The 14218-nt window shown below is 67.1% G+C and carries 15 protein-coding genes; 9 read left to right on the forward strand and 6 right to left on the reverse strand.

Annotated features, from left to right (window positions below; genetic code table 11):
- The first annotated feature begins 156 nt into the window (after positions 1 to 156).
- A complete protein-coding gene (locus ACP26O_RS11980; protein WP_175665010.1) occupies positions 157 to 1638 on the forward strand; it encodes a polyhydroxyalkanoate depolymerase in 1482 nt (493 codons plus the stop codon).
- 102 nt (positions 1639 to 1740) lie between these two features.
- Here ACP26O_RS11980 and ACP26O_RS11985 read toward each other — a convergent pair whose 3' ends face one another.
- A complete protein-coding gene (locus ACP26O_RS11985) occupies positions 1741 to 2373 on the reverse strand; it encodes a TetR family transcriptional regulator (RefSeq protein WP_011657546.1) in 633 nt (210 codons plus the stop codon).
- 155 nt (positions 2374 to 2528) lie between these two features.
- On the opposite strand from ACP26O_RS11985, the gene rsxB reads away from it, so the two are divergent.
- A complete protein-coding gene (rsxB, locus tag ACP26O_RS11990; protein WP_175665011.1) occupies positions 2529 to 3554 on the forward strand; it encodes an electron transport complex subunit RsxB in 1026 nt (341 codons plus the stop codon).
- On the forward strand, positions 3551 to 4195 hold the full coding sequence (nth, locus tag ACP26O_RS11995; RefSeq protein WP_175656566.1) for an endonuclease III: 645 nt from the start codon (positions 3551 to 3553) through the stop codon (positions 4193 to 4195). The genes rsxB and nth overlap by 4 nt, the downstream gene beginning before the upstream one ends.
- A gap of 77 nt (positions 4196 to 4272) precedes the next feature.
- On the opposite strand, the gene ACP26O_RS12000 is transcribed toward nth, so the two are convergent.
- The gene (locus ACP26O_RS12000; RefSeq protein WP_175665012.1) at positions 4273 to 5202 is read right to left on the reverse strand and encodes a DMT family transporter; all 930 of its coding nucleotides are present in this window, start codon (positions 5200 to 5202) and stop codon (positions 4273 to 4275) included.
- Between the two features lie 266 nt (positions 5203 to 5468).
- On the opposite strand from ACP26O_RS12000, the gene ACP26O_RS12005 reads away from it, so the two are divergent.
- Positions 5469 to 5936 (forward strand): DUF1841 family protein, encoded by a 468-nt coding sequence (locus ACP26O_RS12005; protein WP_373421674.1) that lies wholly within the window; start codon positions 5469 to 5471, stop codon positions 5934 to 5936.
- An 81-nt stretch (positions 5937 to 6017) separates the two neighbouring features.
- On the opposite strand, the gene ACP26O_RS12010 is transcribed toward ACP26O_RS12005, so the two are convergent.
- Positions 6018 to 6377, reverse strand: a complete 360-nt coding sequence (locus ACP26O_RS12010; protein ID WP_126228269.1) for a c-type cytochrome — start codon at positions 6375 to 6377, stop codon at positions 6018 to 6020.
- 40 nt (positions 6378 to 6417) lie between these two features.
- Positions 6418 to 6777 (reverse strand): c-type cytochrome, encoded by a 360-nt coding sequence (locus ACP26O_RS12015; protein ID WP_006754446.1) that lies wholly within the window; start codon positions 6775 to 6777, stop codon positions 6418 to 6420.
- 244 nt (positions 6778 to 7021) lie between these two features.
- Here ACP26O_RS12015 and ACP26O_RS12020 point away from each other — a divergent pair, with 244 nt between their 5' ends.
- The 5 genes from ACP26O_RS12020 to ACP26O_RS12040 all read left to right on the forward strand — a co-directional run bounded on the left by ACP26O_RS12020 (position 7022) and on the right by ACP26O_RS12040 (position 12159).
- Entirely contained in the window at positions 7022 to 7864 is an 843-nt protein-coding gene (locus tag ACP26O_RS12020; protein WP_012364377.1) for an AAA family ATPase, read from the forward strand.
- A 21-nt stretch (positions 7865 to 7885) separates the two neighbouring features.
- The gene (locus ACP26O_RS12025; RefSeq protein ID WP_175665013.1) at positions 7886 to 9061 is read left to right on the forward strand and encodes a vWA domain-containing protein; all 1176 of its coding nucleotides are present in this window, start codon (positions 7886 to 7888) and stop codon (positions 9059 to 9061) included.
- Positions 9062 to 9120: 59 nt separating this feature from the next.
- On the forward strand, positions 9121 to 10332 hold the full coding sequence (locus ACP26O_RS12030; protein WP_175665014.1) for a benzoate/H(+) symporter BenE family transporter: 1212 nt from the start codon (positions 9121 to 9123) through the stop codon (positions 10330 to 10332).
- A gap of 172 nt (positions 10333 to 10504) precedes the next feature.
- Positions 10505 to 11458 (forward strand): transaldolase, encoded by a 954-nt coding sequence (tal, locus tag ACP26O_RS12035; RefSeq protein ID WP_175665015.1) that lies wholly within the window; start codon positions 10505 to 10507, stop codon positions 11456 to 11458.
- Positions 11459 to 11703: 245 nt separating this feature from the next.
- On the forward strand, positions 11704 to 12159 hold the full coding sequence (locus ACP26O_RS12040) for a VOC family protein (RefSeq protein WP_012364380.1): 456 nt from the start codon (positions 11704 to 11706) through the stop codon (positions 12157 to 12159).
- 83 nt (positions 12160 to 12242) lie between these two features.
- Here ACP26O_RS12040 and mctP read toward each other — a convergent pair whose 3' ends face one another.
- Together mctP and ACP26O_RS12050 are read right to left on the reverse strand one after the other, a co-directional pair.
- The gene (gene mctP / locus ACP26O_RS12045) at positions 12243 to 13793 is read right to left on the reverse strand and encodes a monocarboxylate uptake permease MctP (RefSeq protein ID WP_175665016.1); all 1551 of its coding nucleotides are present in this window, start codon (positions 13791 to 13793) and stop codon (positions 12243 to 12245) included.
- Positions 13790 to 14032: a DUF3311 domain-containing protein gene (locus ACP26O_RS12050; RefSeq protein WP_006754439.1), complete on the reverse strand. Its 243-nt coding sequence runs from the start codon at positions 14030 to 14032 to the stop codon at positions 13790 to 13792. Before ACP26O_RS12050 ends, mctP begins: the two co-directional genes overlap by 4 nt.
- Positions 14033 to 14218: the final 186 nt, after the last annotated feature.

Genomic DNA, 14218 nt, shown 5'->3' on the forward strand with positions numbered 1-14218 from the left:
ATCGGGGAAATGTTGCATTGCAACATTCATCGTTGTCCGATATGATCAACTCGATTGTCCGGCCGCACTGCAATATGGCCGGTCGCTGACCCACACGGCACGCCGCGACGCACCACACCGCCCCTGCGCACCGTCCCCCAAGCGGGAGTAGTCTGCATGCTTTACCAACTGCACGAATTCCAGCGGGCCATGTTGAGCCCGCTTACGGCCTGGGCCCAGGCCGCCTCCAAGTCGTTCGCCAATCCGTCCAGCCCGTTCTCGCTGATGCCCGGCGCGACGCGGATGGCGGCCGCTTACGAGCTGATGTACCGGCTCGGCAAGGATTACGAAAAGCCCGAGTTCAACCTGCACCAGATCGTCAAGGACGGCCACAACATCCCGATCGTCGAGCAGACGATCGTCGAGAAGCCGTTCTGCCGGCTGCTGCGCTTCAAGCGCTATTCGGACGACGCCGACGCCGTCACGCAACTGAAGGACGAGCCGGTCGTGCTGGTCTGCGCGCCGCTGTCGGGCCACCATTCGACGCTGCTGCGCGATACCGTGCGCACGCTGCTGCAGGATCACAAGGTGTACATCACCGACTGGATCGACGCGCGGATGGTGCCGGTCGAGGTCGGCCCGTTCCACCTGCACGACTACGTCGCGTACATCCAGGAATTCATTCGTCACATCGGCGCGCGCAACCTGCACGTGATCTCCGTGTGCCAGCCGACGGTGCCGGTGCTCGCGGCGATCTCGCTGATGGCGAGCCGCGGCGAGGACACCCCGCTCACGATGACGATGATGGGCGGCCCGATCGACGCGCGCCGCAGCCCGACCTCGGTGAACTCGCTCGCGACGCAGCACTCGACCTCGTGGTTCGAAAACAACGTGATCCACACGGTCCCCGCGAATTATCCGGGCGAAGGCCGTCACGTGTATCCGGGCTTCCTGCAGCACACGGGCTTCGTCGCGATGAACCCGGAACGCCACGCGCAATCGCACTGGGATTTTTATCAGAGCCTGCTGCGCGGCGACGAGGAAGACGCCGAAGCGCACCGCCAGTTCTACGACGAATACAACGCGGTGCTCGACATGGCCGCCGAGTACTACCTCGAGACGATCCGCGTCGTGTTCCAGGAATTCCGGCTCGCGGAAGGCACGTGGGATGTCGAAGGCGAGCGCGTGCGCCCGCAGGACATCAAGCACACCGCGCTGATGACGATCGAGGGTGAGCTCGACGACATCTCGGGCAGCGGCCAGACGCACGTCGCGCACGAGCTGTGCACGGGCATCCCGCAGGACGATCGCCGCAGCCTGACCGCGGAGAAGTGCGGTCACTACGGGATCTTCTCGGGCCGCCGCTGGCGCACGATCATCTACCCGCAACTGCGCGACTTCATCCGCGAGCATGCGCCGGAACCGAAGAACGGCATGGCGAAGACGCCCGCCGAGGCACCGGTCACGACGACGCTTGCCGCGGTGCCGTCCAGCAAGCAGCCCGAAACGACGCGCGCCACCGTCGCGAAACGCGTGCGCGCGAAGGCACCGGCCGCGACGGTCGCCCCCGCCAGGACGGCAGCCGCGAAGGCCGCGCCCGCCGCGAAAAGCGCGGGCAGCACACGGGCGAAATCACTTCGCGCGCGCAAGGCCGCCTGACACGCCGCATTCCGACGCAAAAACGCCGCCGTTGCTGGTATGCACGGCGGCGTTTTCTTATGCAGCGGGCGGCCGCGAGCGGGCCGCGCATCGGCGCACGGCTCAGCGTCGCAGCAGATACGCGAGCAGCACCTCGGTGTTCATCCTGACCATCTCCGCACGTTCGTCGGCGTCGCTGAAGTCGCGCCCGAGCGTCGCCGCGAGCGTGAAGCGGTTCGACACGATGTAGTAGCCGAGCCCCGACAGCGTCACGTAGAAGTGCAGCGGATCGACGTCGCCGCGGAACAGCCCGGCCTTCTGGCCGCGCATCAGCACGTTGCCGAGCTTCGCGACGATCGGCGACATCATCTCGCGGATCCGCGTCGACTTGTGCAGGTAGCGCGCTTCGTGCAGGTTCTCGTTGTTGATGAGCCGCAGCAGCTCAGGATGATCGCGGTAGTAATCCCAGATGAAATGCGCGAGCCGCGTGACGGCTTCGACGGGTGCGACGCCATCGAGATCCAGCACGCGCTCCGCCTCGGTCAGCGCGGAGAACGCGTGCTCGAGCACGGCCGTAAACAGCTGCTCCTTGCTGCCGAAGTAGTAATAGAGCATGCGCTCGTTGGTTTCGGCCCGGCGTGCGATCTGATCGACGCGTGCGCCGAACAGCCCTCCACTCGCGAACTCTTCGGCTGCCGCCATCAGGATGCGACGGCGCGTACCTTCAGGATCTCTTTTGATTTTTGGCTGATTCATGTGGCGTTTTGCTATGTGAGCCGCGTGATCCGGACCGGCACCCCCACCGCCTCGGCGCCGGCCGCCCTGGAACGGGCGCACCACGTGCGGCCGCCCTCCTGCTGAGCCCCTGCAAAAAAGCGGTTCGATTATGCGCACAGACGGCGTCCAGCGCAATGCGGGAAATCGGCGATAATCAAGGTTTGGCAAACCTTTCCGGCCGCGCCACACGCGGCCGAGAGCCATTCGGCGCCACAGCGCCCGTTGTCACCGTGACTGATTCCAAGACCCTCGCGGATCGCATCGAAGATCTGCTTCCCCAGACGCAATGCACGAAGTGCGGCTATAACGGCTGCCGTCCGTACGCCGACGCGATCGCCGCCGGCGACGCGAACTACAACCAGTGCCCGCCCGGCGGCGCCGAAGGCATCGCGCGCCTCGCGAGCCTGCTCGGCAAGCCCGTGATCCCGCTGAACCCCGTCAACGGCACCGAGCATCCGCGCGCGGTCGCGTTCATCGACGAAAGCCTGTGCATCGGCTGCACGCTGTGCATGCAGGCGTGCCCGGTCGACGCGATCGTCGGCGCACCGAAACAGATGCACACGATCGTCGAATCGCTGTGCACGGGCTGCGACCTCTGCGTGCCGCCCTGCCCGGTCGACTGCATCGCGATGGTCCCCGTGACCGGCGAGCGCACCGGCTGGGACGCGTGGTCGCAGCAGCAGGCGGACGCCGCGCGCGAGCGCCACGACCGCCGGCTCGCCCGCCAGCGCCGCGAACGCGAGGCCGCCGAAGCGCGCGCCGCCGCCCGGCGCGCGGCCAGCGCCGGTGCGGCCAAGGCGGCGCCGGAGGCGGCAGAGCCCGGCAAACAGCCCGACGCACCGAGCGCCGCCCCGGCCGACGACGCCGACGCGAAGAAACGCGCGATCATCGCCGCCGCGCTCGAACGCGCGCGCAAGAAGAAGGAAGAGCTGTCCGAGCAAGGCACCGGGCCCAGGAACACCGAAGGCGTGAGCGCGGCCGTGCAGGCGCAGATCGACGCGGCCGAAGCCCGCCGCAAGCGGCTCGCCGAGCAGCAGGCGCAGCGCGACGAGCACGCCGCGGCAGCCGGCGACGAAAACGGCAACGAAAGCGACAACGACGATCCAGACAACAACGACGACCGGGCCAGCCCGTCCGCGCCGCCCAAGAACCGTCCATGAACGCCACCAAACGACGCGCGATCTACGAAACGCTGCAAAGCCTCAATCCGCATCCGACCACCGAGCTCGAATACACGACGCCGTTCGAGTTGCTGATCGCGGTGATGCTGTCCGCGCAGGCGACCGACGTGTCGGTCAACAAGGCGATGCGCAAGATGTTTCCGGTCGCGAACACCCCGCGACAAATCGTCGCGCTCGGTGAAGAAGGCGTCGCCGACTACATCAAGACGATCGGCCTGTACCGCACCAAGGCGAAGAACGTGGTCGCCGCGTGCAACATCCTGCTCGAGCGCTACGACGGCGAGGTGCCGGCCGATCGCGAAGCGCTCGAGAGCCTGCCGGGCGTCGGCCGCAAGACCGCGAACGTCGTACTGAACACCGCGTTCGGGCAGCCGACGATCGCGGTCGACACGCATATCTTCCGCGTCGCAAACCGCACGGGGCTCGCGCCCGGCAAGGACGTGCGGGCCGTCGAGGCCGCGCTCGAGAAGTTCACGCCGAAGGAATTCCTGCAGGACGCGCATCACTGGCTGATCCTGCACGGGCGCTATGTGTGCAAGGCACGCAAGCCCGAATGCTGGCACTGCGCGATCGAGCCGCTGTGCGAATTCCGGCCGAAGACGCCGCCGCCGAACGACTGAGCGCGAACCGCGGCTGACGGGCCGCGCGTGTTGCAACCCGCCGGCCCCATTGCCGCGCCGGCGGCCTTCCTTCCCTGCTATGCGTTGGACGTCGCCGTTGCGTCGTCAGCCGCCGCGCCGCCCGCGCGCACCAGCGCCAGCACGGCCGCGAGGATCGCGACGCCGCCGGCCCACTGCAGCGGCGACAGCGCCTCGCCGAACAGCAGCGCCGCGAGCGCGACCGTCACGACCGGTTCGAGCGTCGACAGCATCGACGTACGCGCGGCGCCCAGCCGCTCGAGCCCGGCGAAGAACGCGAGCATCGCGGCGACCGTCGATACCAGCGCAATCGCGAGCATCGACGCCCAGCCGACGGCCGTCGCCGGCCAGCGCGGCGGCACGCCGAACGCCGCGGTCCGCACGATCGCGATCGCGACGAGCGTCGCGGTTGCCGACAGGCAGATGATCGCGGTGGTCGCGAGCGGATCGACGCCGCGCGTCGCCTTCGTGCCGCCGACGATGTACAGCGAATAGATCACCGCGGAGGCCAGCGCGAGCGCGATGCCGAGCGGCTCGCCGTGGCCGCCGCCGACCATCAGCGCGGAGCCCGCGACACAGAGCACGAGCGCGACCGCCTTCGCGCGCGTCAAGCGCTCGCCGAGCCACCACGCGGCGAGCAGCGTGACGAAGGCCGGATACAGGTACAGCAGCAAGGCGACGAGGCTCGCCTGCGCATGCTGGAGCGCGCTGAAATAGCAGAACGACTGTCCGACGTAGCCGAGCGCGCCCATCGCCACGAGCGGCACCAGCGTGCGGCCGCGCGGCCATGCGACGCGGCGATGCCGGGCGATCGCGGCGAGAATCGCGCCGCCGATCGCGAAACGCACGATCAGCAGCCCGAGCACGTCGACGCCGGCCGCATACGCATAGCGGCCGAAGATCGCCATCGCGCCGAATGCGGCGGCGGACAGCGCGACATAAAGTGCGCCCTGCAGCGCGGGGGACGATGAGCGGGCGGCGGCGGACATGTTGAGCGGGTTGAGCGGGTTGAGCGGGTTGAGCGGGGCAAGCGCGACGACGGGAATCGTCGGAGTGTAGCGGCGCGGCAGCCGGCAGCCTAGCCCGCGCTTACCCGTTGCGCGGCGCGGCGGCCGCGCAGGCTGGCTCCCGCGTACGCCGCCTACGCCCGCCCATGCCGCCCACGCCACCCACGGACCGCCACGATGCGCGCCCCGCCTACCCGCCATCGCCGCCAGCACCGCACGCCGACCCGGCGTACAATGCGCGACGCGGCATGACGCCGCCCGAATCACGACGTTTCCCCACCATGTTCAATCCGAGTCGCGACGAAGTCCGTCGCTTTTTCACCGAGACCTGGCGCAAGCAGCGCGCCGGCGAGATCCTGACGCCGCTGGAAGCGATGGCAGCCGACTGGATCGTCGAGCACCCCGAATACCACGCCGACCTGGCGGACGCCGACGGCGCCACCGCGCGCGACTACACGCCCGAGGAAGGCCGCACGAACCCGTTCCTGCACCTGTCGATGCACCTCGCGATCAGCGAGCAGCTGTCGATCGACCAGCCGCCCGGCATCCGCGCCGCGCACGACAAGCTGGCCGCGAAGCTCGACTCGACGCACGAAGCGCAGCACATGATCATGGAATGTCTCGGCGAGACGATCTGGGAAGCGCAGCGCACCGGCACGCCGCCCGATACGGACGCGTACCTGCAGCGCATCCTGCGCCGCGCGTCGCGCGACTGAGCGCCGCGGACAAAAAAATACCCCGCCATGGCGGGGTATTTCTGCTGCACGGACCGGCAAGGCCCGGCGCGCTTACTTCTCTTACTTCTTGAAGACCAGATCGGTCTCTTTCAGCGACTCGATGTAGGCCGCGATGTCCTTCATGTCGCTGACCGACAGGTTCTGGACCTGCGCCTGCATGATCGCGTTGTTGCGACCGAGCAGCGGGTTCGTCAGCCCCATCTGGTACTGGCGCATCGACCACACGAGGTAATCGGCGTGCTGGCCCGCGAGGCGCGGATACTCGGCGTTGATCGGCTTGTTCAGTTGCGCGCCGTGGCAGGCCGCGCAGTTGTGCGACTCGACCAGTTCCTTGCCCTTCGCGATGTCCGCCGCGTGCGCGGTACCGATCGCGAGGCCGGCCACCAGTGCAACCGCCGCCGTCTTGAATGCGTTGTTCATGAATGCTCCTGTCCCGCCGGTCAGATCGGCGGCGCGCGCTTTACTTGTAGGGATTGTCCTTCGTGTCGGCCTTCTGGGCGGCGTAGTAGGCCGCCAGATCCGCGATGTCCTGGTCCGTCAGCGAACCGGCGATTGCGTTCATCGACGGGAAATGACGATCCTTCTTGCGGTACGCCTTCAGCGCGTTCTCGAGGTATTGCTGGTTCTGGCCGCCAAGGACGGGCACCCGGTAGACCTCCGGGTACGCCGCGCGGTAATCCTGGATGCCGTGGCAACCGATGCACATGGCGGCCTTGCCCGCCCCGTCCTTCGGGTTGCCGACCACACCGGCCGCCTGCGCGCTGCCCGCGAGCGCCACGAGCGCCGCGACAACGACGTGTTTGCCGACGAATTTGTTCATAGCTCTTGTAACCTAGCTTGAGGGGAAACTGGCGCCGAAGCGGCAACGGCCCGCGCCGTTTTGCTTATCGGATCGCCACGCAGGCCAAAAAAAACGGCCAGATTGTACCGCGTCGGCGGGGAACGCGTCCACCAGGCGGCCCGGTCCGCCCCGCCGCAGCTCCGCAACGATACGCGCCCCCGGCCCGACTGGACAGCCCTTCTGACTTATACTGGGTTTTTTTGCGATTAAGAAGAGCGCCACCATGCGTTTCGAAGGATCCTCGCACTACGTCGCCACCGACGACCTGAAACTCGCGGTCAACGCCGCGCTGACGCTGCAACGCCCGCTGCTGATCAAGGGCGAGCCCGGCACCGGCAAGACGATGCTCGCCGAGGAAGTGGCGGCCGCGCTCGACATGCCGCTGCTGCAGTGGCACATCAAGTCGACGACCAAAGCGCAGCAGGGCCTGTACGAATACGACGCGGTATCGCGGCTGCGCGACTCGCAGCTCGGCGACGAGCGCGTGAAGGACATCTCGAACTACATCGTGAAGGGCGTGCTGTGGCAGGCGTTCGACGCCGAGCGCCCGAGCGTGCTGCTGATCGACGAGATCGACAAGGCCGACATCGAATTCCCGAACGATCTGCTGCGCGAGCTCGACCGGATGGAATTCCACGTGTACGAGACGCGCGAGACCGTGCGCGCGAAGCACCGCCCGCTGGTGATCATCACGTCGAACAACGAGAAGGAGCTGCCCGACGCGTTCCTGCGCCGCTGCTTCTTCCACTACATCCAGTTTCCCGACGCGTCGACGATGCAGAAGATCGTCGCGGTCCACTTCCCGAACATCCGCGAGGAACTGCTGCGCGCGGCGCTCGAGAGCTTCTTCGAATTGCGCACCGTCTCGGGGCTGAAGAAGAAGCCGTCGACGTCCGAGCTGCTCGACTGGCTGAAGCTGCTGCTCGCCGAGAACATCCCGGCCGACGCGCTGCGCGGCGTCGACGCGAAGCAGATCGTGCCGCCGCTCGCGGGCGCGCTGCTGAAGAACGAGCAGGATCTGAGCCTGCTCGAGCGGCTCGTCTACATGAACCGGCACAACCGGTAACCCACCCGCGAAGGCCCGGCCATGCTGCTCAATTTCTTCTACGCGCTGCGCGCAGCCAAGCTGCCCGTCTCGGTGAAGGAATACCTGACGCTGCTCGAATCGCTGAAGGCCGGGCTGATCTCGCCGTCGATCGACGCGTTCTACTTCCTCGCGCGCATGACGCTCGTCAAGGACGAGCAGTACTTCGACAAGTTCGACCAGGCGTTCGGCGCGTATTTCCACGGCGTGTCCGCATTGCCGTCCGACGCGTTCGATCTCCCGCTCGACTGGCTCGAGAAGCGCCTCGAACGCGAGCTGTCGCCGGAGGAAAAGGCGCAGATCGACGCGATGGGCGGGCTCGACAAGCTGATGGAACGCCTGAAGGAGCTGCTCGACGAGCAGAAGGAACGCCACGAAGGCGGCAACAAGTGGATCGGCACGGGCGGCACGTCGCCGTTCGGGCACGGCGGCTACAATCCCGAGGGCATGCGCATCGGCGGCCCGTCGAACGGCAACCGCACGGCGGTCAAGGTATGGGAGGCGCGCGCGTACCGCGACTACGACGATTCGGTCGAGATCGGCACGCGCAACATCAAGGTCGCGCTGCGGCGCCTGCGCCGCTTTGCACGCGAAGGCGCGGCCGAGGAGCTCGACCTGCCCGGCACGATCCGCAGCACGGCCGCGAACGCGGGCTGGCTCGACCTGCGGATGGTGCCCGAGCGCCACAACAACGTGAAGGTGCTGATGCTGCTCGACGTCGGCGGCTCGATGGACGACCACATCAAGCGCACCGAGGAGCTGTTCTCGGCCGCGAAAGCCGAGTTCAAGCACCTGGAGTTCTACTACTTCCACAACTGCGTGTACGACCACCTGTGGAAGAACAACCGCCGCCGTCATTCGGAGCGCACCGCGACGTGGGACGTGCTGCACAAGTTCACGCCCGACTACAAGCTGATCTTCGTCGGCGACGCGACGATGAGCCCGTACGAGGTGCTGCAGCCCGGCGGCTCGGTCGAATACAACAACGCGGAAGCCGGCGCCGTCTGGCTGCGCCGCCTCGCCGACCAGTTCCCCCACCATGCATGGCTGAACCCCGAGCCCGAGCGGCTATGGGAATACCGGCAATCGGTCGCGGTGATCCGCGACCTGCTCGGCCAGCGCATGTATCCGCTCACGCTCGCGGGCCTCGAAACCGCGATGCGCGCGCTCAGCAAGTAACGAACCCAACCCGCAGACACGAAGGCCGCGTCCGAGCGGCCCTCCCCCCCGGAGATAGCATGAATCCTTCGCCCACCGCGAGCGCAGCGCGCGCCGGCGGCCGCCGCTTTTTCACCGATACGTCCGTCTCCGCGCTCGTCGCCGGCTTCGTCGCGATGATGACGGGCTACACGAGCTCGCTCGTGCTGATGTTCCAGGCCGGTCGCGCCGCGCACCTGAGCGACGCGCAGATCTCGTCGTGGATCTGGGCGCTGTCGATCGGCATGGCGCTGACGACGATCGGGCTGTCGCTGCGCTTTCGCGCGCCCGTCGTGGTCGCCTGGTCGACGCCCGGCGCCGCGCTGCTGATCGCGTCGCTGCCCGGCGTGCCGTATCCCGAGGCGATCGGCGCGTTCGTCGTGTGCGCGCTGCTGCTGACCGCAGTCGGCGTGAGCGGGCTGTTCGATACGCTGATGCGGCGCATTCCGGCCGGCATCGCGGCCGCGTTGCTCGCGGGCATCCTGTTCGAGATCGGCATCGAGATCTTCCGCGCCGCGCAGTTCCAGACCGCGCTCGTGCTCGCGATGTTCTTCACGTACCTGATCGTCAAGCGGCTCGCGCCGCGCTACGCGATCGTCACGACGCTGGTCGTCGGCACCGCGGTGGCCGGCGGCCTCGGCCTGCTCGACTTCAGCCGCTTTCACATCGCGCTCGCGCAGCCCGTGTTCACGATGCCCGCGTTCTCGCTCGCGTCGATCGTCAGCATCGGCATTCCGCTGTTCGTCGTCGCGATGGCGTCGCAGAACGTGCCGGGCATCGCGGTGCTGCGCGCGGACGGCTACGCGACACCGTCGTCGCCGCTGATCGCGACCACCGGCCTCGCCTCGCTGCTGCTCGCGCCGTTCGGCTCGCACGGCGTGAACCTCGCGGCGATCACCGCGGCGATCTGCACCGGCCCCGAAGCGCACGAGGACCACGCGAAGCGCTACACGGCCGCCGTGTGGTGCGGCACGTTCTACCTGATCGCCGGGATCTTCGGCGCGACGATCGCCGCGCTGTTCGCGGCGCTGCCGAAAGCGCTCGTCGTGTCGGTCGCCGCGCTCGCGCTGTTCGGCTCGATCATGAGCGGGCTCGCGAACGCGATGCAGGACGTGAAGCAGCGCGAGGCCGCGCTCGTCACGTTCATGGTCACCGCGTCGGGACTCACGCTGCTGTCGATCGGCTCGGCGTTCTGGGGGCTCGTCGCGGGAATCGTCACGCAGGTGATCCTGAACGCGCGGCGCCCCGCGTAGCGCCGCGCCCCACGCGCGGGCCCGCCCTGCAAACGGCACGCCAAAACGTGCGCGACACGAATCGGGCCTAAAATGATGAATCGGAGGCGGCGCCCGGCGCCGCTTCGCTTCGCCGCCGCGCTCGCGCGGCCCGTGAGAACCCCGGCGCCCCGCGCCCTCCTCCCGAATCGCCATGACTACCGCACTCGACCAGCTGAAGCAGTACACGACCGTCGTCGCCGACACGGGCGATTTCCAGCAGCTTGCGCAATACAAGCCGCAGGATGCGACCACGAACCCGTCGCTGATCCTGAAGGCCGTCCAGAAGGACGCGTACAAGCCGATCCTCGAGAAAACCGTCCGCGATCACCGCGACGAATCCGCCGATTTCATCATCGACCGCCTGCTGATCGCATTCGGCACCGAGATCCTGAAGCTGATCCCGGGCCGCGTGTCGACCGAGGTCGACGCGCGCCTGTCGTTCGACACGCCGCGCTCGATCGACAAGGGTCGCGAACTCATCAAGCTGTACGAAGACGCCGGCATCGGCCGCGAGCGCATCCTGATCAAGCTCGCGTCGACGTGGGAAGGCATCCGCGCGGCCGAAGTGCTGCAGAAGGAAGGGATCAAGTGCAACATGACCCTGCTTTTCTCGCTCGTGCAGGCCGCCGCGAGCGCGGAAGCCGGCGCGCAGCTGATCTCGCCGTTCGTCGGCCGTATCTACGACTGGTACAAGAAGCAGGCCGGCGCCGACTGGGATGAAGCGAAGAACGGCGGCGCGAACGATCCGGGCGTGCAGTCGGTGCGCCGCATCTACACGTACTACAAGACGTTCGGCTACAACACCGAAGTGATGGGCGCGAGCTTCCGCACGACGAGCCAGATCACCGAGCTCGCGGGCTGCGACCTGCTGACGATCAGCCCCGACTTGCTGCAGAAGCTGCAGGACAGCAACGACACGGTCGAGCGCAAGCTGTCGCCGGACGCGCTGCCCGACAAGCCGACCGAGCGCGTCGCGATCGACGAGGCGTCGTTCCGCTTCCAGCTGAACGACGAAGCGATGGCGACGGAAAAGCTCGCCGAAGGCATCCGCGTGTTCGCCGCCGACGCGGTGAAGCTCGAAAAGCTGATCGACTCGCTGCGCTGATCCGCACCGCGCATCACTGCTGTCAGTTGAACTGTCAGCAACGCTGACAACAGCCGTCAGCACGCGCCGCGAACGGCCGCGAACCTCGTGTTCGCGGCCGTTTTATTTTTCATTCCATCGTCAAGCGCGCGCACTACAATCCACGTCACGAGTGCGCCGGCCGCATCCCGACGCGCTCTTCCCGGTCAATCGTCGAAGTACCCGGGCCGGCCCCGACACGCCAGCCCGGTCAACAGGAGACAACGATGCAAGTCCAACCGTACCTGACGTTCTATGGCCGCGCGGAAGAAGCCCTTCAGTTCTACGAAAAGGCGCTCGGCGCGAAGACGATGTTCAAGATGCATTTCAAGGATGCGCCGCCCAATCCCGATTACCCGATGACGCCGGAGATGGCCGACAAGGTGATGCATGCGAGCTTCACGATCGGCGACTCGATGATCATGTGCTCGGACGGCGACTGCAGCCAGCCGGGCGGCGGCACGCACGCCGGTTATTCGTTGTCGCTGAACCCGGCGACGGTCGAGGAAGGCCAGAAGCTGTTCAATGCGCTCGCCGACGGCGGCGAAGTGACGATGCCGTTCGGCAAGACGTTCTGGGCGCTCGGCTTCGGGATGGCGAAGGATCGTTTCGGCGTGCACTGGATGGTCAACGTCGAGGATCTGTCGCAGCGCGAGGATCTCGCGAAACGCGCGCAGGGCTGACGCCAGCGAAAACGCCCGCCACTTCGCAGTGACGGGCGTCGTTGTTGCGGCGCGATGCGCGGCGCGCGGCCGCGCCGCCCGTATCAGCTCTCGACGACGTCGAGATAATCCTCCGGCCGCGTGCGGTCCTCCGCGTGCGTCATGCCCATCACGCGCACCAGCACGCTCACCGCCACCGACACCACCAGGTTCACGATCAGCGACCACACGGCCGCGTAGCCGGGAATCGCGAGACCGAACAGATGGATCGTGAAGATCGATCCGGCCAGCTTCAGCGAGATCGCCATCCACGTGCCGCACACGATGCCTGCCGCCCAGCCGGCCAGCAGGCCGCGATGGTCGAGCATGCGCGTGTAGAGGCCGAGCACGATCGCCGGCAGCGTCTGGATGATCCAGATCCCGCCGAGCAGCTGCAGCTGGATCGCATACGTCAGCGGCAAGCCGAGGATGAACGCAACCGCGCCGACCTTCACGATCAGCGACACGAGCTTCGCGACGTGCGTCTCCTGCGCGTGCGTCATGTTGCGGTTCACGAACTCGCGGTGGATGTTGCGCGTGTACAGGTTCGCGGCCGCGATCGACATGATCGCCGCCGGCACCAGCGCGCCGATGCCGATCGCCGCGAACGCAACGCCGACGAACCACGACGGGAAATACTCGAGGAACAGCGCGGGCACCGCGAAGTTCGGGCCGAACGCCTTGAAGTACGGCGCGTACTGCGGCATGTCCTTCACGCCCGCGGCGAGCGCCATGTAGCCGAGCAGCGCGAGCAGGCCGAGCACGAACGAGTACGCGGGCAGCATCGCCATGTTGCGGCGGATCGAGTTGCCCGACGACGACGACAGGATCGCCGTGACCGAGTGCGGATACAGGAACAGCGCGAGCGCGGAACCGATCGCGAGTGTCGCGTACGCGCTGTAGCCGTTCAGGCTCATCGCGTCGGGCGCCTTCAGCAGCAGCTTGGCCGGCGGAACCGACGCGAAGATGTGCCCGAAGCCACCGAGCTTCGCGGGAATCACGATGACTGCTGCTGCGATCGTGACGTAGATCAGGACGTCCTTCACGATCGCGATCATCGCGGGCGCGCGCAGCCCCGACGTGTACGTGTACGCGGCGAGGATCGCGAACGCGATGATGAGCGGCAGGTCGCCGACGAAGCCGGTCGTGTCGAAACCGAGCGCGCCGATCACGACTTCGATGCCGACGAGCTGCAGCGCGATGTACGGCATCGTCGCGAGGATGCCCGTCACCGCGATCGCGAGCGCGAGCATCCGGCTGCCGTAGCGTGCGTTCACGAAGTCGGCGGCCGTCACGTAGCCGTGGCGCTTCGCGATGCTCCACAGCTTCGGGAACACGACGAACGCGAACGGATAGATCAGGATCGTATAGGGCAGCGCGAAGAAGCCCATCGCACCGGCGCCGAACACCAGCGCGGGCACCGCGACGAACGTATAGGCCGTGTAGAGGTCGCCGCCGAGCAGGAACCACGTGACGATCGTGCCGAAGCGGCGGCCGCCCAGGCCCCATTCGTCGAGATGGGCGAGATCGCCGCGCCGCCAGTTCGCGGCCAGGAAACCGATGATCGTGACGCCGATGAACAGCAGCACGAAGACGAAGGTTGCGCCGAGGTTCATTGCGCACCTCCCTGCGGGCCGCTCGCCTTCCACGCGTTCTTGGTCTTGAAATAGACGAACGCGGTAATCACCGCGCTAATGAAGACCCACAGCAGCTGGTACCAGTAGAAAAACGGAAAGCCGAACCATTGCGGTTCGATCTTGCTGTACGACGGTACCCAGACCATCGCGATCAGCGGCAGCACCAGCAGCCAGAGCCAGCGCTTCGCGGCCCGATTGGCGTCGGCATCGTGAGCCATGACGTCTCCTCTTGTTTCCCGGTTATCGATCTTGTTGAGCGGGTACGGCGCCGGGAGGAGCGGCGAAACGGGTAGGCTGCGGCTCCCCTGGCTTCGCGCCAGTATAGGAGCCGCGGGCACGCGGTCAAGCAGGGGCGAACCCGAGGTGATCCGCCCCCAGTCGGGGGGTTGCACCGGCATGTAGCC

Origin of the sequence: Burkholderia sp. R-40 (genome assembly GCF_049942845.1) — a bacterium.
Taxonomy (GTDB): domain Bacteria; phylum Pseudomonadota; class Gammaproteobacteria; order Burkholderiales; family Burkholderiaceae; genus Burkholderia; species Burkholderia ambifaria.